Origin of the sequence: Acinetobacter sp. ESBL14, assembly GCF_036668815.1 — a bacterium.
Classification (GTDB): domain Bacteria; phylum Pseudomonadota; class Gammaproteobacteria; order Pseudomonadales; family Moraxellaceae; genus Acinetobacter; species Acinetobacter gyllenbergii.
The window spans coordinates 167,784-189,366 of record NZ_JAZEVS010000002.1; the positions used below are offsets into that span (position 1 = coordinate 167,784).

General features: G+C 40.5%; 16 protein-coding genes and 1 pseudogene. 13 read left to right on the top strand and 4 right to left on the bottom strand.

Annotated features, from left to right (window positions below; genetic code table 11):
- Positions 1-3: 3 nt before the first annotated feature.
- On the bottom strand, positions 4-744 hold the full coding sequence (msuE, locus tag V6E90_RS08995) for an FMN reductase (protein WP_016542658.1): 741 nt from the start codon (positions 742-744) through the stop codon (positions 4-6).
- Positions 745-1,093: 349 nt separating this feature from the next.
- Between msuE and V6E90_RS09000 the strand changes: the two genes are divergently transcribed.
- Positions 1,094-1,744 carry a response regulator gene (locus tag V6E90_RS09000; RefSeq protein WP_016542659.1) on the top strand — a complete coding sequence of 217 codons (651 nt, stop codon included), beginning with the start codon at positions 1,094-1,096 and terminating at the stop codon, positions 1,742-1,744.
- A gap of 119 nt (positions 1,745-1,863) precedes the next feature.
- Here the strand turns inward: V6E90_RS09000 and omp33-36 are convergent, their stop codons facing one another.
- Positions 1,864-2,763, bottom strand: a complete 900-nt coding sequence (omp33-36, locus tag V6E90_RS09005) for a porin Omp33-36 (RefSeq protein ID WP_016542660.1) — start codon at positions 2,761-2,763, stop codon at positions 1,864-1,866.
- 726 nt (positions 2,764-3,489) lie between these two features.
- Here omp33-36 and V6E90_RS09010 point away from each other — a divergent pair.
- The 3 genes and pseudogenes from V6E90_RS09010 to V6E90_RS09020 all read left to right on the top strand — a co-directional run bounded on the left by V6E90_RS09010 (position 3,490) and on the right by V6E90_RS09020 (position 7,079).
- Positions 3,490-4,332, top strand: coding sequence for an OXA-286 family carbapenem-hydrolyzing class D beta-lactamase OXA-671 (locus V6E90_RS09010; protein ID WP_081401608.1), 843 nt, complete (start codon positions 3,490-3,492; stop codon positions 4,330-4,332).
- A gap of 338 nt (positions 4,333-4,670) precedes the next feature.
- Positions 4,671-5,084 (top strand): annotated as a pseudogene (locus V6E90_RS09015) (Lrp/AsnC family transcriptional regulator).
- 273 nt (positions 5,085-5,357) lie between these two features.
- Positions 5,358-7,079, top strand: a complete 1,722-nt coding sequence (locus V6E90_RS09020; RefSeq protein ID WP_332605148.1) for a GGDEF domain-containing protein — start codon at positions 5,358-5,360, stop codon at positions 7,077-7,079.
- Between the two features lie 120 nt (positions 7,080-7,199).
- Here the strand turns inward: V6E90_RS09020 and uvrA are convergent, their stop codons facing one another.
- Positions 7,200-10,031 carry an excinuclease ABC subunit UvrA gene (uvrA, locus tag V6E90_RS09025; protein ID WP_332605149.1) on the bottom strand — a complete coding sequence of 944 codons (2,832 nt, stop codon included), beginning with the start codon at positions 10,029-10,031 and terminating at the stop codon, positions 7,200-7,202.
- Positions 10,032-10,275: 244 nt separating this feature from the next.
- Here uvrA and V6E90_RS09030 point away from each other — a divergent pair, with 244 nt between their 5' ends.
- The 3 genes from V6E90_RS09030 (at position 10,276) to V6E90_RS09040 (ending at position 12,285) form a co-directional block, all read left to right on the top strand.
- Positions 10,276-10,878, top strand: a complete 603-nt coding sequence (locus tag V6E90_RS09030; protein WP_016542669.1) for a TetR/AcrR family transcriptional regulator — start codon at positions 10,276-10,278, stop codon at positions 10,876-10,878.
- A 3-nt stretch (positions 10,879-10,881) separates the two neighbouring features.
- Positions 10,882-11,865 (top strand): zinc-binding dehydrogenase, encoded by a 984-nt coding sequence (locus V6E90_RS09035; RefSeq protein WP_332605150.1) that lies wholly within the window; start codon positions 10,882-10,884, stop codon positions 11,863-11,865.
- Positions 11,866-11,931: 66 nt separating this feature from the next.
- Positions 11,932-12,285, top strand: coding sequence for a DUF1304 domain-containing protein (locus V6E90_RS09040; RefSeq protein WP_016542671.1), 354 nt, complete (start codon positions 11,932-11,934; stop codon positions 12,283-12,285).
- Between the two features lie 153 nt (positions 12,286-12,438).
- On the opposite strand, the gene tenA is transcribed toward V6E90_RS09040, so the two are convergent.
- On the bottom strand, positions 12,439-13,113 hold the full coding sequence (gene tenA, locus V6E90_RS09045; RefSeq protein WP_262756260.1) for a thiaminase II: 675 nt from the start codon (positions 13,111-13,113) through the stop codon (positions 12,439-12,441).
- 172 nt (positions 13,114-13,285) lie between these two features.
- Between tenA and V6E90_RS09050 the strand changes: the two genes are divergently transcribed.
- The 6 genes from V6E90_RS09050 (at position 13,286) to V6E90_RS09075 (ending at position 21,583) form a co-directional block, all read left to right on the top strand.
- Positions 13,286-14,368, top strand: coding sequence for a DUF475 domain-containing protein (locus V6E90_RS09050; protein ID WP_004657231.1), 1,083 nt, complete (start codon positions 13,286-13,288; stop codon positions 14,366-14,368).
- A 155-nt stretch (positions 14,369-14,523) separates the two neighbouring features.
- On the top strand, positions 14,524-15,888 hold the full coding sequence (locus V6E90_RS09055; RefSeq protein ID WP_065343164.1) for an MFS transporter: 1,365 nt from the start codon (positions 14,524-14,526) through the stop codon (positions 15,886-15,888).
- Between the two features lie 51 nt (positions 15,889-15,939).
- Positions 15,940-16,536 (top strand): single-stranded DNA-binding protein, encoded by a 597-nt coding sequence (ssb, locus tag V6E90_RS09060; RefSeq protein ID WP_016542674.1) that lies wholly within the window; start codon positions 15,940-15,942, stop codon positions 16,534-16,536.
- Between the two features lie 155 nt (positions 16,537-16,691).
- Positions 16,692-17,918: a site-specific integrase gene (locus V6E90_RS09065; RefSeq protein WP_008941061.1), complete on the top strand. Its 1,227-nt coding sequence runs from the start codon at positions 16,692-16,694 to the stop codon at positions 17,916-17,918.
- On the top strand, positions 17,911-19,467 hold the full coding sequence (locus tag V6E90_RS09070; protein WP_332605151.1) for a site-specific integrase: 1,557 nt from the start codon (positions 17,911-17,913) through the stop codon (positions 19,465-19,467). Before V6E90_RS09065 ends, V6E90_RS09070 begins: the two co-directional genes overlap by 8 nt.
- Positions 19,460-21,583, top strand: coding sequence for an integrase (locus V6E90_RS09075; protein WP_332605152.1), 2,124 nt, complete (start codon positions 19,460-19,462; stop codon positions 21,581-21,583). The genes V6E90_RS09070 and V6E90_RS09075 overlap by 8 nt, the downstream gene beginning before the upstream one ends.

The window sequence follows — 21,583 nt, forward strand, 5'->3', positions numbered from 1 at the left end:
TGCTTATGCCACGTGAGTAAGATTCTTGGCTGACTTGGGGTGTAAGCGAGATTCAGCTGCATCCAGATTCGGTACCGCAGCAGATGGGAGTACCTCTGCCTGTTCAATCTGTTTATTGATGCCGAGATTTTGATTGGCTTGTTCAGTTTTGGTTTTGATTGCCGCTGCACGTTGGCCTTTGGCTGGCGCCCACTCTAAAATCGGTAAGGCACGTGCCACGGCGAGGGTCACGCGATCTGATAATTGCTCGCTTTTGACCGTATATTCAGGCGTAAAGTCACGGTCAGTGGCATAGACCCCAATCGGTAAGGTTTGTGCTTGGAAAAAGCTAAATAAAGGGCGTAATTGATGTTCTAATACCAGCGCATGACGGTCACTGCCACCTGAGGCTGCCAGTAAAACGGGTACATCGACCAAAGCCGTCTGTTCAACAAAATCGAAGAAGTGTTTAAATAAACCTGTAAACGAAGCACGATAAACTGGGGTGCCGACAATCAGTGCATCTGCTGCTTCTACCGCTGCGAGATCATCTTGTACGCGTTGTGGCAATTGATTGCGGTAAATGGCTCCACCCAATAATGGCCCGATTTCACTGAGTTTAACGAAATGGACTTTGATATCGATCGCTTCTGAAAGTTCATCCAGAATCGCCTGAACCAAACTTTCAGTTTTTGACGGGCTGTTTAAACCACCTGATACAGCGACAATATTGAGAGGAGTTGTGAGAGTATTGCGATTGGACATAATAACGGCCTAAGAGATCATTTCGAATTGCTATTTATTTATCTACACCGCAGGCCAAGCTGTAAAATAAGGAAATGCTGCAAGCTTATCTTTTTTAAAGATATGTCGATAAATCACAATAAATATCAAATTTTAGGTGGTTAATTTTCTGTTTCTATTCAAGATTTTTGAATCTATTTTATTTACAGAACATTTTAATGAAGTTATATCAATATTTGATTTATTTTGCGCGAAAAGGAAATAAATCCTGTCTTGTGCTTGACCTAGCCTTGAATTGAAAATAGGCTTAAGCGGATTGAATTTAAATAAACATCGTACAGTGACGTACTTGCAGATAGCTTAAGCGCTTATGAATATTTTAATTGTAGACGACCATCCTTTATTTAGACATGCTTTGATTCAAGCGGTTCGTTATAGTTTGCCACAGGCGCAGATTCAGGAAACAGCTGATGTTGATGAGTTTTATGCACGTTTAGAGCATGGTTCAGAGCCTGATCTGGTGTTGCTGGACTTAAATCTTCCAGGTGCATCCGGTTTTTCTGCCTTGGTGTATGTGCGCGCACAATATCCCGCAATTCCGATTATTGTGGTCTCAGCACATGAAGAAGTTTCAATTATTCAACGTGCGATTGCGCATGGTGCAATGGGCTATATTCCAAAATCTTCACATCCAAGCCATATCGGTGAAGCGATTAAGCAGGTGTTAGAAGGCGAGATCTGGTTACCACCGAACTTACCAACCCATGCGGGCTTTGATCCGCGTGCGGCAGATGAGACGGCTTTAGCCGAACGTTTACAATCGCTCACCCCTCAGCAGTTCCGTGTGTTGATGATGGTGGCAGAAGGCTTGTTGAATAAACAAATTGCCTATGAGTTAGAGGTATCAGAAGCGACGATTAAAGCGCATGTGACTGCGATTTTCCGTAAACTAGGCGTACAAAATCGCACTCAAGCCGTCTTGGCGATTAGTGCCTTAAATATTGAAGATAAGAAGATGTAAGGTTTAAAACTGAGGGGGTGGATGTCTTCGCTTATTCAGATCGAAAAACAAAAAACCAGTTCATATGAACTGGTTTTTTGCTATGAATTAGATGTTCTGTATAGAACCTAAATCCAATATTAGAAACGGAACTTCGCGTTTAAGCCAACAGTTTGTGTATCTACGTTTGCATGTACTGCATTCGCGTTTACATATGTTGCACCTACAGCAATTGCTGGAGTGATGAAGTAGTTGACATTCGCGCCCCAAGCAGATTTGATTGGAGAGAAGTTGTCTTCATTTAATGGGTTTGAGCTGAAGTTAGCTTCTGCATATGATGCACCAACGCTTAACTTAGGCGTTACATATACGTCAGTTTTCAATTCATACGCTTGGAAGTCACCGTAAACAAGGCCAGCTTCAAAACCTACAGCCATGTTTGTACCGTCGATGTTACCTACGTATTTAGTACGTGCAGTAATCGCATCTTGGTCTTCACCAATAACTAATGGTTGAGCTACTGATTTAGCAATACCATTTGAAAGAACGCTATTTGCGTCTAAAGCAAATTGGTCAGCGATGTTTGTATAACCAACAGCAACTAAGAAGTTAGGAGTAAGCATTGTACCTACTTCTAATGCAAAACGGTCGCCATTGTCTTTTTCGCCTTCAGACTTAGTCTGAGAGTGGCTATAAGAAGCGCTTGTATATACTGGTAAGTAAGGTGTTGGAAGGTAAGCTTCACCTTTTGCACCGAAAGAGTTGTTCTTAACAGTTGCAACTTCGTCACCGCTTAATTTTGCAAAGCTGTAAGCTACAGATACATTAGAAGCTTGGTTTAAGAACGCAGCTTCAGCTAAAGGACCTTTAGATGCATCTACATTTTTAAAGTAGTAAGTACCTTGAGCAGCACCTGTAAAGTCTTTGTCATTTAAGTCTTTAGCTTCGATGAATTCAGATTGACCTTGAACTTCGAATTGGTATGCGTGAGCACCGGTCATGGCTAAAACTAAAGCAGTGGCTAAACCGAGTTTTTTCATAATGATTTCCAGCTTTAAAACAATTAAAGAGTAAAGTTGGAGTCATTGTATTGTAACAAAGTATGAAGTCAATGTAATAAATTTGGGCTTCCGATAAACGAACAAATGCTGATCAGCTGGTGTGTGAAAAATGAGCGATTAAAATAAATCGTGTCAACCATTTATAAAATACATATCAAACAAATAGATAAGTTTATTTTTTGACAATATCAAGCAAGTAATCAGAATGTCATGTATCACTATTTTGATTGGTTTATTCGATTTTATTAATCGTTTTTTTCGCTCAAAAGATTCTTATTATTGTCATAAACATGCAGCTAAAAGTGTGAGATTTAATCTGGTTTTTGAGTTTTTCTGCGATGAACTTTGCAAAATCATGATATTCATTCTCAGTTAATATAAACTAAAAATCACATAAAAATCGAACTTTTAATGATCAATTAACAAAATCGATTGTAACGATAAACCCGATCTATTTAATCAACTTTACTTTCTGAGAGCTAATTCACATAATACATAGCAAGAGATATCTAATTTGCATTTAAATATCTCATAACATTTTCTTTTGAGTTTTTTGATGTTTTACATCATCGTTTTACTAGCTCGGCTTTCCCCAAGGCTGAGCTTTTTTTTATTTGTTTTTTACACATTATTGATGAAAATAACACTACAGAACAATGACGATAAAACACTTATAGTGACAGATTATTCTACTTTTCCAGCTTTATGATCATGTCGAAAAAATTAAAATGTCTGACGCTTTTTACAGCCATCTTTTTTGCAATTCCTATGGCTGCTTGTCAAAGTTTAAGCCAACAAAAGCAACAGCTCACGACAGAAAAAAATGATCAGCAGCAGATCTCAAGTTTATTCCAGAGCGCTCAAACCAGTGGTGTTTTGGTGATTTATGACGGCAAGAAAATTCAAAGCTATGGCAATGCGCTTGATCGTGCAGAGCAGCGTTATATTCCCGCCTCAACCTTTAAAATGTTGAATGCTTTGATCGGGATACAACATCATAAGACTGCACCAAATGAAGTGTTTAAATGGGATGGAAAAAAGCGAGCATTTAGTAGCTGGGAAAAAGATTTAACCTTAGCTGAAGCGATGCAGGCATCGGCGGTACCCGTTTATCAAGAGTTGGCAAGACGGATTGGTTTAGAACTGATGACCCGTGAAGTGAAGCGTGTAGGTTATGGTAATAAAAATATTGGGACGCAAGTGGATAATTTCTGGTTAGTTGGTCCCTTAAAAATTACTCCCGTAGAGGAAGTTCGTTTTGCCTATGCATTAGCAAAACAGAAATTACCCTTTGATCAGCCGACACAGCAACAAGTCAAAGCGATGTTATTGGTGGATCAGATCCAGGATACCAAAATCTATGCCAAAAGCGGTTGGGGAATGGATGTCAGCCCGCAAGTGGGTTGGTGGACGGGGTGGATTGAACAGCCAAATGGTAAGGTCATTGCATTCTCACTGAATATGCAAATGAGCCAGCCTGAACATGCAGATGCACGTAAAGCGATTGTGTATCAAGCCTTGCAACAGTTGGGATTGTTAGCCACTTAAATACTCAAAAAAAGACCCAGCTTTTGGGGAAAGCTGGGCTGAGAAAGGATGTTTAACTTGGGGGAGAAAACATCCTAGAGGGTTAGGGGTAAAATTCTGTAATCTCTGTATGTTTAAATTATGTGCTTTGGAAGGTGATTTGTGAAATTGATAATTTATATGTTTGGAATAGAGTTTTTCGATTTTAAAGTAGGTTCAAGATTGAAAACCTGCGCTGAACTCAAGTGAAATATGATTGATATTATTTAAAATAGAAGTTTAGCGGCAAAACGTTTAGAGCACTGCTGATGTGCACTTGAGATTGAAAATGTTTTGCTCCTATGAGTTGATTAAATTTATTGCAGAACGATGCTCGCCTGAGAAATCAGGAATTGGCTGATCTTGTGAATTTTTCCCCCTCTGCTTGTCATCGACGAGTCAAGCTTTTGCAACGTCATGGCATTATCGAGAAGTGTTAAGCCAAGCTCAATTATGAAAAATTGGGTATTGAAATCGAGACAATTGCTGAAATAAAGCCAATTCAACTCACTTAAACAGAGCATAATTTTTTCTTAAAGCAGATTGATGGCTTTGAAGAAGTCATCAATGCTTATGTGATTACAGGTGACTCGAACTATGTGCTGCATGTCGCGACCAAAGACCTGAATGCATTTTCACAATTCATTATTAATAAATTGAATAAGATTAAGGGTATTATCAGTATTAATTCTAAGATCATTTTCAATCAAGTTATTCGGAAGAAACGACTCTAATTTGTAGGCTAATATGGGAGAATTTGGTTATATTTAAAATATTTATTTTAACAATATAAATGATTTAGTTGATTTAAATTAAATAAAAATCATTCTCAATTTTTATTTTCAAAATTAATTTCAATTTACGAACAATGATTTAGTCAAATACATCGAGATGAATGTAACCAAAAACCTCGGTTTAAGCGTGGTAGTGCGATTTAGAATTCGGGTAAAATTAATCTCTGTTTAAAAATCAATTGAGATCGTTCTTGAAAAGTGCAAGGTGTGTGAATGGGGCGTAAATTAAAAAGCTCGAAATTACGATCTGAGCAAATTAGCCGTCGCCTCTTTTTCTGCATGATTGTCATTATCTTTTCGATTTTTTATCTTTCCATTCCTCTAATTATCAATAGTTACCAAGAATATATAAAATCTGACCAGACCCTCACAGAAATTACCTGTCTGCGCGCCTTAGTCAAAACATCCAATAAAATTTCCAGAGAACGAGCTCCTGCCAATAAATTGATGTCGAGTCAGCCTGAGATACTATTAGAAAATCAAAAGGAGTTATTCGAGTACCGTAAAATTGTTGATGCAGAAATTGATGACACCATTGCGATCTTAAAACAAAACGGTTTTAGGCTGATTGCCTATGAATTGGAAACAGATTTAAAAGTTAAATTATCCAAAGCGCGCGGTATTGTTGATGCCTATGCCAATACCCCCCATGCTGAGCGAACATCGAAACAGTATGATCATGCAATTTTATCGATGTTTAGTGTCTGGGATGAAAGCCGTGAGTTTTTAACGTGGTTATTGGTACGTTCCAACAGCAAGAATAGCAAGATGTCGAATTACTTTACGGCAATTCTGGTACTTACGGATATGCGTGATCAGGCAGGGCGGGTGGCATCTAATATTATGGCGCCTGTGACCTTTGGGGAAAAAATTTCAGATGAGAACCGAGCGCGCTCTTTACAGACTCAGCATCAAGCCATTTATCTCTGGGAATTAATTGACACGATTCAGCCTGAGCAGTCAAAGACACTTGAATATGTGCGTTTATATCGCCGTGTGAAAACCGAATTTTTAGATAATGGCTTGCCGATCGTGGCGAAGTTGCTTGATGAAAGCAAGCATAATCAGGCCTATTTTCTGTCGGGTACGGAGCTAACGGAACGGATGGTGGGGAAATTTACCACGGTAATGGATTTGCAAAATTATATTCTGGATTACAGTATTCGGGTGGCTGATGAACAGAATAAGTTGGCAAAGCGGCAGTTTCTTTTTACTTTATGTATTTCTAGTTTGTCTTTGCTGATCGCCATTTTTACCATGATCTACGCCAAGCGAAGGGTGTTTAGTCCATTAATTCATGCGCGTAATATGATTTTACGCCTCTCGGGAACGTCTGATGAACTCCCTGCAGAAAACAAGCGGAAAGGCGAGTTTTTCTCCTTGTTTGAGGCGATTGATAAACTCAAAGTCATGTTGACACAGCGTGATCAAATGGAACTGCAACTTAAACAAATTGCGAATACCGATGTGTTAACAGGAGTCGCCAATCGCTTGGCTTTGGATGAATATATTCAAATGTTGGAATCCAAACCTGAATCTTTGTCACAGACCTGCGTGATTGCAATTGATATTGATAATTTTAAGTTTGTGAATGACCAGTATGGACATATTGTCGGGGATCAGGTGATTAGCATGATTGCCGATCAACTGAAACATAATGTGCGGGCCTCGGATTTAATTGTGCGTTATGGCGGTGATGAGTTCTTGGTGGTGATTGAAAATATCCAGATGGGCGCTGCCAAAGTGGTTGCAGAAAGTATCCGCGCGGCTATTTTAAAAGAAAGGATTGTGATCCCGAATGTAGCTGAGTCGCTTCATGTTTCGGTCAGTATCGGCGTCGCAATTGGGGCAAATAGCTGGTTAGAGTTGTTAGAAAAAGCGGATCAGTCCTTGCTCAAGGCAAAGGCCAAAGGGAAGAATATTGTAGAGACCTAAAGCTTGTACGGAAGGTGTGATGCTTATTTTTCTTCAGGTATTTTTGAGTATAGAATCAAAAATAGGATTAAGTTTGTGTACTTAATCCTGTTAGAGAACTCTAATCTTGTATAAGAAGGATCACTTCAACATCGGTTTTAAGAAACGACCAGTATGTGAAATTTCAACTTGTGCTACGTGTTCTGGTGTCCCTTCAGCAATAATCTGACCACCACCCGAACCACCTTCAGGGCCAAGATCAATTACCCAATCGGCAGTTTTGATCACATCCAGATTATGCTCAATCACCACGATGGTATTACCCTTATTGCGGAGCTCGTACAGGATATCGAGTAACTTGGCAATATCATGGAAATGCAGACCTGTGGTCGGTTCATCCAAGATATATAAGGTTCGACCTGTATCGCGTTTTGCCAACTCACGTGCCAGTTTGACCCGTTGCGCTTCACCCCCTGAAAGGGTTGTCGCTGCTTGGCCTAAACGAATATAGCCAAGCCCGACTTGGGTTAAGGTATCTAAACGACGATGAATCACCGGAATGGCGCTAAAGAATTCAGCTGCATCTTCTACCGTCATTTCCAGTACATCAGAAATGTTTTTGCCTTTATAACCGACTTCTAAAGTTTCACGGTTATAACGCTTGCCATGGCAGGCATCACATGGCACATACATATCAGGCAAGAAGTGCATCGCGACCTTGATCATGCCATCACCTTCACAGGCTTCACAACGGCCACCTTTCACGTTAAACGAGAAACGACCTGCACTATAACCACGCGCTTTGGCTTCAGGCGTTTGTGCAAATAACTCACGAATCGGTGTGAATAAACCCGTATAAGTGGCTGGATTGGAACGTGGGGTACGACCAATTGGACTTTGGTCAATATCGACCACTTTATCCAAATGTTGTAAGCCATCAATCGAATCAAATTTTTCCGCAGTCAGGGTAGTCGCACCATTCAGTTGCGTCGCAGCTAAAGGCAATAAGGTACGGTTAATCAGCGTTGATTTCCCTGAACCTGAAACTCCTGTGACACAGGTCATGATGCCCAATGGGATGGTCAGGTCAACATTCTGCAAGTTATGTCCGCTGGCACCAGATAGCTTGATCACTTCATCTGGACGCGGTGAGACGGTACGTTGTTTCGGTACTTCAATTTTGAGCTTACCTGATAGGTATTGGCCTGTGAGCGAGTCCGCATGATTGGCCAACTCATCATAAGTCCCTTCAGCAATCACCGCACCGCCATGAATCCCCGCACCTGGTCCGATATCAATAATATGGTCAGCGGCACGAATTGCATCTTCATCATGCTCAACCACTAATACGGTATTACCTAGATCACGTAAACGAATTAGGGTTTGTAGCAAGCGATCATTATCACGTTGATGTAGACCAATTGACGGTTCATCCAGTACATACATCACGCCCATCAAGCCAGCACCGATCTGTGACGCCAGACGGATACGTTGCGCTTCACCGCCTGAAAGGGTTTCAGCTGAACGTGCCAAGCTGAGGTAATTCAGGCCAACACTAACTAAGAAGTGTAAGCGTTCACGAATCTCTTTAAAGATTTTATCGGCGATTTCACCTTTGGCACCTTCAAGGTTCAAGTCTTGATAATAGTGTTCAGCATCGCCAATCGACATCTTGGTGATTTGGGCAATGGTCTTGTCTTTGACCCGCACATGGCGAGAGATTTCATTCAGACGTGAACCGCCGCAAGCATCACAAGCCGCATTCGACAGATATTGCGCCAGATCATCACGCACATAATTCGATTCAGTTTCGCGGTAGCGACGTTCTAAATGCGGCAAAATCCCTTCAAAGGCTTGCACACGACTGTGCTTACGGCCGCGTTCATCGATATAGCTCAGATCGATTTTCTCTTTGCCTGAGCCCTGTAAGAATTTCTTTTGCGTGTCTTTATCCAGTGCGTTCCACGGTTGGTCGAGGTCAATATTGAAATGATCAGCCACTTTTTGCAGCATGGTGTAGTAATACGGACGCTGTCTGTCCCAGCCGCGAATCGCCCCTTGGCTAATGGATACTTCTGGATTCGGAATCAGTTTATCAGCACTAAAATGGCTGCGTGTTCCCAAGCCATCACAAACGGGGCAGGCACCGAAGGGGTTGTTGAATGAGAATAGACGTGGTTCAAGCTCTGCTACAGCACGGTCACATTCAGGACAGGAGTGTTTGGCTGAAAACACACGTTCAGGATGTTCGCCATTCATCCACGATAACACCGCAATATCGCCGCCTAGACGCAGTGCCGTTTCAAACGACTCTGCAATACGGTTACCGAGGTCGTCGCGCACTTTAAAGCGATCGACCACCACTTCAATGGTATGTTTTTTCTTTTTGTCCAGTTCAGGCGGGGTATCAATATCAATGATTTCACCATCGACACGGGCACGCACAAAGCCTTGGCCTTGCAACTGTTCAAACAGTTGGGTGTATTCGCCTTTACGTTCGCGCACCACAGGCGCAAGCAACATCAAGGCAGTGCCTTCTTCAAGGCTTTTGACTGCATCGACCATTTCTGAAATGGTTTGTGCCACCATCGGCAAATCATGTTCAGGGCAGTAGGGTGTACCTACGCGCGCATAGAGCAAACGTAAATAGTCATAAATTTCGGTAATGGTACCCACGGTTGAACGTGGGTTATGGCTGGTCGACTTTTGCTCAATCGCAATTGCAGGGGATAAACCTTCAATCGAGTCGACTTCTGGTTTTTCCATTTGCGAAAGGAATTGACGCGCATAAGCCGAAAGTGATTCGACATAACGACGTTGACCTTCGGCATACAAGGTATCAAAGGCCAAGGATGATTTACCTGAGCCAGAAAGTCCCGTAATCACCACAAACTTGTCACGTGGAATATCGAGTGACACATTTTTTAAATTATGGGTACGTGCGCCTCGAATACGGATATGACTTTGACTCATAAATACATCTCAATAAGCTGAATATGAAAACAGGTATATGATAGCGATTTAAAATCGTTCAAGTGGTATAAAAATAATTAAAACGACAAATTGTGACGGTTAATGAACTGGTTCACATTTATCTCACGCGATGCGCCTCGTATTTTTAGCATTCAATGCCGCAGATTACCATGTAAAAATTGATCACTTATTAAAATAGATATTTAACTAGACGACTGGTCTAATATTGATTTATAGTGTGTGCATGAAACGATCAAATAAAAGTGAAGCCACGCGACAACATATTCTCGATACCAGCTTTGAATTGGTATTACGTAAAGGTTTTGTGGGTGTTGGCTTGCAAGAGATTCTCAAAGCTTGTGATGTCCCGAAAGGGTCGTTCTACCATTATTTTGCTTCTAAAGAAGCATTTGGCTGTGCTTTGCTCGAACAATATATGGCGGATTATAAAGTCCGTGTCGAACAGCTCTGGCAACATACCGAACAAAGTGCGCATGCACGTTTGATAGCGTTATGGCAGGCATGGATCGATGATCCTGTTTATGGCAGCTGGGCAGAGAATTGTCTGATTGTGAAATTAGCAGCAGAGGTTGCTGATTTGTCCGACGACATGCGTCAAATTCTCAACCTTGGTGTGCATCGATTGACACAACGTGTGGCCTTGTTATTACAAGAAGGGCAACAACAAGGCTCGATTCCTGCCCATCTTGACCCACTTAAAACCGCTCAGGTGATGTATCAATTGTGGCTGGGTGCCGCCTTGATGACCAAACTGGCCCAAGACAAAGCACCGCTACATTTAGCCTTAGAAACCACTCAACAGTTGCTACAACCGATTAAGGAATAAAACATGCAAAGTATTATCCATCACAGTTTTGGTGAACCCGTCGATGTATTGCAGTTGGGTGAGATGCCGCAACCTGAGCCGAAAGTGGGTGAAGTTCGTATCAAGATGATCATGTCTCCTATGCATAATCACGATGTTTGGACTGTACGTGGTAGTTATGGTTATAAGCCAACCTTGCCTGCAATTGGTGGCAGCGAAGCGGTAGGGATCGTCGATGCAGTAGGTGACGGTGTAGATGGCAGCAAATTAGGACAGCGCGTTGCGGTCGCAGGGGTACATGGCAGTTGGGCGGAATATTTTATCGCGCCAGCAGCCAGTATTATTGCTTTAAATGATGCGATTGATGACCAAACCGCCGCACAACTAATCGGGATGCCGATCAGTGCGCTGATGCTCCTCGATTTTGTCAACGTACAAGCAGATCAATGGTTGATTCAAAATACGGCAAATGGTGCGGTGGGTAAAACCGTTGCCATGATTGCTCAAGCGCGCGGACTACATGTCATTCATTTGGTTCGCCGTACTGATGCGATAGCAGAAATGCAGGCTTTGGGGATTCAGCATGTGGTGGCGACGGATCAGCCAGATTGGAAGCAACAAGTCAAAGCCATACATACAGATCAGCCCTTAATTGCTGGGGTGGACTCAATTGGTGGCAGCGCCAGCGGGGAAATGTTGAGTTTACTCAGTGAAAATAGCCTATTGGTGTCGTTTGGCAGTATGACTGGCGAGACCATGCAGATCTCATCGGGTGATCTGATTTTTAAACAAGCTACGGTTAAAGGGTTCTGGGCCAGTGTAGTCAATAAAGAAATGCCAGTGGAACGTAAAAAGGCTTTGTTTGTAGAACTGATTACATTGGCGACGCAGAAAAAACTGGTTCTACCTGTTGAGGGTGTCTTCAGTTTTGACCAGATTAATACTGCCGCGTTGAAAGCAACTCAAGGCGCGCGTCAGGGTAAAGTGTTGTTAGCACCATCATTGTAAAAAATAAGGGGTCAGTTTTGCGACTGATCCAATTAAATTCAAACACAATAAAAAGGAAAAAATCGCATGTTGGGACAAGTATTGATCGGGTTAATTGCAGTATTGCACGTTTATATCTTGGTACTGGAAATGTTTTTGTGGGACAAGCCCTATGGTTTAAAGGCCTTTGGCAATAGTCTGGAAAAAGCACAACTGACCAAAGTATTGGCACAAAATCAGGGGCTGTATAATGGTTTCCTTGCCGCAGGTTTATTTTGGTCATTACTGGCACCTGCCGACTATGCAACGGCGATTGCCAACTTCTTTTTAGGCTGTGTGTTGATTGCCGGGATTTATGGGGGTCTGACTGCGAGTAAAAAGATTATCTACATTCAGGCGGTGCCTGCATTGATTGCTTTAATTGTAGTGAATGTTTTTTAACCCAGCAATAAAAGTAGGCATTTGAGCCTATTTATGTTTTAATGCGCTCAGTTTGAGATGAGCCTCATACAGTATATCGGACGATACGATATACGACTAAGCCCCTTAATTGGGGCTTTTTTATGTCTGGAGAAAATACGACTAAACTGATACTTAGGCTTGATCGAGTCCTAACCATTGACGTTGTTGATAGGCACTGTCCCAGAATAACCATTCTAGTTTTGCACCCATGCGATAAGCCGCATGCATCTTGGTTAAGGTATCCTCATCACACCGTACAGCGACTTTATCAACCGTCGCAATCACATTACGCACCGCGGTATTAAATTCTTCCCCTGCATAGGTATCGATCCATGCTTGATAGGGATTGTTGGCAACCGATTGACTGACGATGTCTTTACCGACTTCGGCATAAATCCAGAAGCATGGCAATAAGGCTGCCAAAATCACAGGATAGCTTTCTGACCATGCGGTTGCTGTCAGGAAAGATGTGTAATGATGGCAGGCCAGTGTCAGTGGTGTGTTTTCAAACTCGGTTTTGCTGACATCAAATTCCTGCATAAAATCATTGTGTAAACTTCGTTCTACAATAATGGCAATTTTAGCCGCTTCAGAAAATTGAATCACATCATCAGCTTCATAGGCTTTAGCGGCAGCAACAGCCAAGGCACGTCCATAGGCCAATAAGTAATGCGCATCTTGAATCACATAATGACAAAAGGCTGAACGATCGAGTGTGCCTGCTGCAAGCTCCTGATTAAAAGGTAGTGCTAATATTTTTTGATATAAATCTTGATTACGTTGCCAAACATCTTGAGAAAACGTCATGGAATGAACCTATGAAAGTACATATAAAAGAAATCTTTTCAGCACTATAGCAGAGTCTGGTCGGGATGGTTTTTTTTGCCAAACAAGTCCAACAATCTTTTCTGTTTTTGGGTCAAAACTCGCCTACAATAAGCACATTTTTATCACTCTACATTTGGATAAAAGGCTGCTCATGAAGCATTTCCGTTTCTCAATATTTTTTACGATTGTGTGTTTAGCACTTTCGGCCTACTGGGGCTATACGCATGGCCCTGAAGCGGGTGTTGCCACCATGCTAAAAGCACTGACCATTACTGCCATTCTAGCGGTGATGGAAGTGTCTCTTTCTTTCGACAATGCGGTGGTGAATGCCTCAGTACTGCGGGGTTGGGATCATTTCTGGAAAATGATCTTCTTAACCGTCGGTATCCTGATTGCCGTATTTGGGATGCGTTTAATCTTCCCTGTGGTGATTGTCGCGGTAACTGCCGATATGGGCATGGTTGAAGTCGCCAAAATGGCCCTGAATGATCCGAAGACCTATTCAGAGCGTTTGATGGCGCATCATGCTGAAATTTCAGCTTTTGGTGGGACCTTCTTATTGATGGTGTTCTTAAACTTCTTCTTTGACGATGGTAAAGAAACCCATTGGTTTAAATGGTTGGAAGCGAAATTAGCCCATTTGGCCAACGTGCCGGCCATGTCGGTGTTCTTGGCCTTGATCGCGATGATCATTATGGCGGCGAATGTCGATGAGTCTGCTCGCTTGGCTGTGACCATGGCAGGAATCTGGGGCATCGTGGTGTACATCGGGGTGCAGGTCTTGAGTCATTTATTGGGTGGTGAGCCTGAGATTGATGAAAATGGCAATGCCATTGGCCATGATTCAAGTGGCGCAGCTTCGGGTGTGGTAAAAGCTGGTTTTGGTGGCTTCCTCTACCTCGAAGTGCTAGATGCATCCTTCAGTTTTGATGGCGTGATTGGTGCCTTTGCGATTACCAGTGATGTGGTGATCATTATGCTCGGTCTCGCGATTGGTGCGATCTTTGTCCGTTCAATGACCATTTATCTGGTCGAAAAGGGCACTTTGGATGCGTATATTTACTTAGAGCATGGCGCACATTATGCGATTGGTGCACTGGCATTCATCATGATCGCAAGTGGTACGGGCTTGCATGTACCTGAAGTAGTCACGGGTTTGATCGGGGTGGCCTTTATTGTGTGGGCGGTGTTGGCTTCGATTCAGTATAGCAAGCGAGAACAGCAAGCTTCTTAAGCTTGTTTTCAGCTTGATCAGTTAGTGTAAATAAAGGAGCGAACATCGCTCCTTTATTTTTTTCTCTGCAGAAAGATTGTGTTTTTCATAATCTACGTACAACCTTTGTAGGCGAATGGCTTATAATTCGCTGAGCCAGTTATAGTGTCTTATCAATAATGAATGCTTTAGAACGCCGTTCAACCTTTGCCTTAAGTAGCATTTTTGCCTTACGCATGTTGGGCTTGTTCATGATTATTCCTGTATTTTCAGTTGCAGGACAATCCTATCAATATGCCACACCTGCCTTAATCGGTCTCGCGGTGGGAGTCTATGGCTTAACCCAAGCAATTTTACAAATTCCATTTAGCCTCTTGGCCGATCGCTTCAGCCGTAAGCCTTTGGTGGTGCTCGGCTTATTGTTATTTGCCATTGGCGGTGCCATTGCGGGTCTATCCGACACCATTTATGGGGTGATTATTGGCCGTGCGATTGCAGGTGCAGGTGCGGTTTCGGCTGTGGTGATGGCATTACTGGCCGATGTCACCCGTGAAGAACAACGGACCAAAGCCATGGCGGCGATGGGCATGAGTATTGGCTTATCCTTCGTTGTTGCTTTTAGTTTGGGGCCATGGCTGACCAGTTTGGTCGGTATATCAGGTCTATTCTTTGTCACCACCATTATGGGGTTGGCTGCGATTTCGATGTTGCTATTGGTGCCTAAAGTTACGCGACACCACCGAAATTATCAGCAAGGCTATTTGAATCAGCTCAAGCAAGTCATCCAAATGGGTGAGTTGAACCGTTTGCACGTGTCGGTGTTTGCACTACATTTATTGCTGACGGCCATGTTTATTTATGTGCCTTCACAGTTGATTGAGTACGCGCAAATTCCATTGGCAAAGCATGGTTTAGTCTATTTACCTCTGTTAGTGATCAGCCTGTTTTTTGCCTTCCCAAGCATTATCATTGCGGAAAAATATCGCAAAATGCGCGGCATTTTTCTCACTGCCATTGCTGGGATTATTGGTGGTTTACTGATTCTGATCTTTGGCTATGAGTCTAAATATGTATTGTTGGCAGGGCTGGGTTTATTCTTTATTGCATTTAACGTGATGGAAGCATTATTACCCTCTTGGTTATCCAAAGCAGCTCCGATCCAATCCAAAGCCACTGCCATGGGCGTCAATGCCAGCAGCCAGTTTTTGGGAGCGTTTTTTGGCGGAACCTTGGGTGGTCAGCTTTTGATGTTACAGAATACTGCGCTCGGGTGGAGTGTGCTGACGGGGATTGCTATAATATGGCTGCTAATTAGTTTTGGTCTGGCTCAGCCGAGATATTTGTCTTCTATTGTGTTGCCTTTACCTCAAGCAATACAAACAGATGAATGGACTTCAAAACTGTTGGCGATTCGTGGTATTGAAGAAGTCGTGGTGATGCCAGAACAGCAAGTTGCGTATATTAAAGTCGATAAACAGTGCATTGATGATGCTGGGCGACAAGATTTAACGCACTTGATTGGCAAAGAGGTAGCCATTTAATCATAACTCTTATAAAGTAAAACATAGAAATATATAGGATGAAGACAGCTAATGCGTGGTGTGAATAAAGTTATTTTAGTAGGTACTTTAGGTAAAGATCCAGAAACTAAAACTTTTCCAAATGGTGGATCATTAACTCAATTCTCGATTGCAACCAGTGAATCGTGGATGGATAAAAGTACGGGTGAGCGTAAAGAGCAAACAGAATGGCACCGTATCGTGTTGCACAACCGTTTAGGTGAAATTGCACAACAGTATCTCCGTAAAGGGTCAAAAGTGTATATCGAAGGTTCATTGCGTACCCGTCAATGGACAGACCAAAATGGTCAAGAGCGTTACAGCACTGAAATTCGTGGCGATCAAATGCAGATGTTGGATAGCCGTCAACAAGGCGAGCAGAGCGGTGGCGACTTTAACCAACCTCGTTTTAACAACAATAATAACCAAGGCGGTGGTTACCAAAATACAGGCTATAACAATAACAACAACCAAGGTGGTTATGGCCAAGGTGGCGGCTTTAATGGCGGCAACCAGCAAGGTAATTATGCAGGTAGCCCACAAGCAGGCAATGGTTTTAATACACCAAAAGCAGCACCTCAACCTGCTGCGGCAGCGCCAGCGGATTTAGATGACGATTTACCGTTTTAGTACACCCTAGAGACTATGTTTTGTAAAGTTTATTAAATTATTCTTTATTAGCAGTTAGTTACAAATAAAATTTACAGATACTAGAAATGGTTCTGTAAATTTTTTTACTTATATCTTATGATATTTAATACTTAGATATTTTGTTAAATTTAACTATGATGTCTGTTAAAAGATTTGTAATGAGTAGTGGTGAGAGATTTGCTGTTCTTTTGAATAGTGATGGTGTTCCTATGACTTATCCAAATTTATATACGATCATTCATTTAAGAAATCGTGGTCAATCAATCAATACTATTACAGCTATTCTGGAAGATATTAAGTTGCTGTTTCAGTTGTTGGATAAGTTAGGAATTGACTTGGAACAAAGGATAAAAAGTAAAGATTTTTTAAAACTAAACGAAATAGAAGCTATAGTAAATTTAACCAGTTTCAATCGTAGTCGATTAGGTGGGGCAGATTCAAAAAAAAAGATCATAAGTTTTCCAAAAAGTAATAATAAAGAGCGATCTAGAGCAAAATTGGTTGTTACTCAGGACTATGTATCTAAACAATTAATATATCGGCGGTTAACTAATTTTGCTGAATATATTGGATGGTTTGAGACTCATCTTCATTCATCAGCAATAACAAGTACAAAACGTTTGTTAAAATCTCGTAGACCTCGTAAGTCCATGGATATTCAGTCTGAATACAAATCTTTTGATAGTGATCAATTAAATAAAATTTTCAAGGCGGTTGATCCTGATAATCAGAATCGTATCTGGACATCAGATTATCTTACTTATAGAAATGAGCTAATTATCTATTTGTTTTTATATCTTGGATGTCGTAAAGGTGAATTATTAAATTTAAAGCTTACAGATATAACCCCTTCTCAAGGTGGTACATCGTATCTTACTATTAAGCGTAATCCTCATGATGTAAGTGATTCTAGGCTATATCAACCTTTGGTTAAAACTAGAAGTCGATCAATTGCAGTCAATCAAAATCTGAAGAAAAAATTAGAAACTTATATTTTAAATTATAGGTCAACAGTACCTAATGCAGAGCTAACAGACTTTTTGATTTTATCAAATAAAGGCCAGCCTTTATCAATCAATGCCTTAGATAAAATCTTTTCTGAAATTTCTAAAGTTGTTCTATTCAATGTACATGCTCATGCATTTAGACATACTTGGAATGATAAATTTTCTGAGAAGTCACACATCCTAGTGGAAACAGGAAAAATAACAGAATCACAAGTTGAAAATGATCGTGCATATCTGATGGGATGGATACCTAACTCACAAAGTGCAAGAAGATATTCAAGACGTGCAGAGAATAAGCGTGCTGTAGAGATTTTTTTAAGTATCCAAGAAAAATTTGAGGATGAAAATGAATAAATCAATTCAAATCGATAGTTTCGATGAATTACAAAATACCTTTACCTCATTTAAAGGTTATAAAGTTGATATTTATGATGATATATGGGTGTTAGATATTAATCAGCAAGTAAATATGTCGAATCTCTCGAAATTTTCGGAGGAAGTTAGGTCTGATGTTTTAAATACCTTTATACACTTTGCTAAATATAGTTCAAGCACACATGCTACAGAAATGATCCGCTATGCACTTAAGTATCCCGATCTGACAGGAGAGTCAGAAATTACTTTAAAAGGAATTTTAGAATATAAAAACTATTATAATGATAAGAAATACGAATATAAGTTAGCAAAATTTAGAGTTTTTTTAAAAAAACTCTATGATTTGGGTTATTCCTCAGTAGATGGTGAAATTTACGATTTAATAGACTCATGGAGATTAAGTGGCAATGACAAAGGAGTAGCAGTCCTTTCCCTTGATCCAGATGAAGGCCCATTTAGCTCATTTGAATTTCAAGCAATTATTACTAGAACCAACGAATATTTAGCAGAAAATAAGATCTCCTATTATGAGGCTGCTTTAATTCGTATTTTTTGTGCGACTGGTAGAAGACCCATCCAGATTGCAGGATTAAAGGTGAAAGATCTATACGTTTCAGATAAATATAATTTTAATGATACAAATGCAGTTCATATCCTTAACATTCCGAGAGCTAAAGTTAGGGGTGCTAGTGGATTCAGATTTGCTTTTAGTGAAGTGGGAATTCGTGAAAGTATTGCGAAAATTCTATTTGAGCATATTCAAATTTTAAAGAAGAAATTAACTAAACAGATAAAGCGAGCGTTATCTGAACAAGAGTTTGCAGAGTTACCACTATTCTATGATTTTGAGAAATTAGCTAATCTGGATTGGGGCAATCAGAATGAAATTTCAGAAATTTTATCAAAGGAAATTGTTCATTTACCTACTGTTGAATTAACTCAAATATTGAGAGATGCTGTGGTGAAGCTTGGAGTCCGTTCTAGAGAAACTGGTAAACCAATACATATAACTGCATATCGGTTTCGCTACACGCTTGGTACAAATGCTGCTAGGCAAAAAGCAGGCGTGAATGTTATTGCAAAGCTGTTAGATCATCATGACACCCAGAATGCGCATTGCTATGTGCAAAGTATTCCTGAAATTGCACAGCAAATATCATCTATCATGGATGAAAGTTTACGCAAATATGCAGATGCTTTTCAGGGAAAAGTTGTAAAGGATGAGATTGAGGCTCAATCACAAGTTAAAGATGCGAATAGAATTTCTTATGTAGAACAGGATTGTGATGTCGGCTCATGTGGTACACATCAATACTGTAACGATTATGCACCAATCGCATGTTATCTGTGTAGTAAGTTTATGCCTTGGGCAAATGCACCTCACCATCTAGTTCTAGAGCAATTAATAAAAGAACGAGATGATCTAATTGCGATGGGGTGTAGCCTTGAAGTCGCTGCCGTGAATGATCGAACAATTATTGCTGTTCAGCAAGTTATTGATGCTTGTGAGGAGTTTAATCATGGATAATTTAATATATTTTCCATCTGACAAAATCCAATCTCCTTACTCCGAAATTAAGCGGTTTATTGATTTTGTTAAACAATTATCAGAATTAAATGAAGATATTAGATTTGATGAGAATTATTGGAAAGGCGAAGTAAACTTTGTCAAAACAGGTATTTCATCCAAAGATAGATCACCTGAAAATCTTTTGCATCATTCAATTCTAGAATTTGCCAAGGCGTATGTTAAGTATCAAAGGACTAATAGTAAGTTAAAAACTCAAGATACAATTCTTTCAATTCGGGCAATAGAACAAATATGTTTAGACCGGTATGGTGAAGTTGATTTAACTAAATTGGTTATTGCAGATTTTGACTTGGCTGCTGAAAATGCAAAAGTAAATTATAAAGCGAGTTCTGCTTACCATGTAGGTAGACAACTAAAGATTCTATTGGATTTTCTTCGCCAATTAAAAATAGTTGCTTTACCAGATTGGAAAAGTCCAATTAAAAAGCCTTCTGAAAAATCAATTGTGTTAGATGCAGAGTCAGAGGAACATCGAGCTTCTAAACTTCCAGATGAGGATGCGATTTTTGCATTAGCTGATATTTTCTCACGGAAAGATTCAGAATTGTCAGATAGAGATATTTTTGTCACCAGTGCTGTGAGTTTGCTTCTAGCTGCGCCAGAACGAGCATCAGAGCTATTTTTCTTAAAGCATAATTGTATCCACGAGGAAGAAGTCCAAACGCTTTCTAAGAGCAGTTTAGGGCTTACAGCAGATGGTTCTAATATTGAGACAGTATTAGGTATTAGGTGGTATGCACAGAAAAATTATGGGCATGACATTAAATACATTCCAAGTGTCATGATCCCAACGGTAAAACGGGCTATTGAACGTTTGATTAAGATGTCAGAAAAGTCTAGACATTTAGCATATTTGCTTGAGACAAGTGATAAATTTCCGAGACATGAGCTTTGTCCTGATGTGCCTGATCATCAATTTTTAAAACGTAGTGAAGTATTGATGGCAATGGGTTTTGATGCGTCACTATTGGATGCTCGTCAAGCAAATAACAGTGGAAGACAATTTTTAAAAGCTCGTGATATTCCTATTAGTGATTATGAAGTCTGCCTGAATGATTTAAATATTATGCTGCGAAAGAGACTGCCTAAAGGTTTTCCTTATATACCGTTTAAAACAGGTAACAGTGTACAGGTTAAATGGTCTGAAGCTTTATTTTGTTGTTTCGCAAATCAATTCCATCGTGATAAACCAACTATTTTCTCTGAGTTATGGATGCCACATATTGATACTTTAAATGAGGATTTATCTCCCACGAAAAAAAAGAAGAAAGGACGTGATGAGTTAGTAAATGTTCAATCCATTTTCCAACGGTGGGGATATGGTGACTACAGTGTGTCTACCCATCAATTTAGGCATCTTCTCAATACGATAGCAAATACCAATGGAATGGATAGCATGTTACTCGCTAAATGGTCAGGGCGGGCTGATATGAAGCAAAATCGAGTATATGACCATACTTCGGTTGAAGATCGTAATTATGGCATAATTGAGATGCAGAAAAATGAGGTTGGTACAGTAAATACTGATAGTACATTTACATTCCAAATAGCTACACCTCGAACTCTGCAAGAGCTAAATACCAAAACAACATTGTCCATGCATACTACCGAGTTTGGACTTTGTACACATTCTTATATTGATGAACCCTGCCTAAAGTATAGAAACTGTCTTAATTGTACAGAGCATGTCTGTATTAAGGGGGAGGATGAAAAGAAAAAACGGCTTCAAGATCGACTTAGAAAAGAAAAAATCTTATGGGCAAAGGATAAGGAGGCTGTTAGTAAAAATGTTACTGGTTCAACGGTCTGGTTGCACACTAGAGAGCTTACAATTAAACGTTGTGAACAGATGATTGCTTTACTGGATGATCCAAACATTCCCGATGGAACACCTTTGAGTTTGCCCCCTTCTGAAGATGTTACACATCTCGATTTAGCGTATCAAAAAGCAGGTCTTAAACGTATCCCCGTTATTGAGAATACTCAACGGAAAAAGATAGAGGATGAACCACATTTGCTCAGTCCTGCATTGCAAATGGATTTATGGATTTGA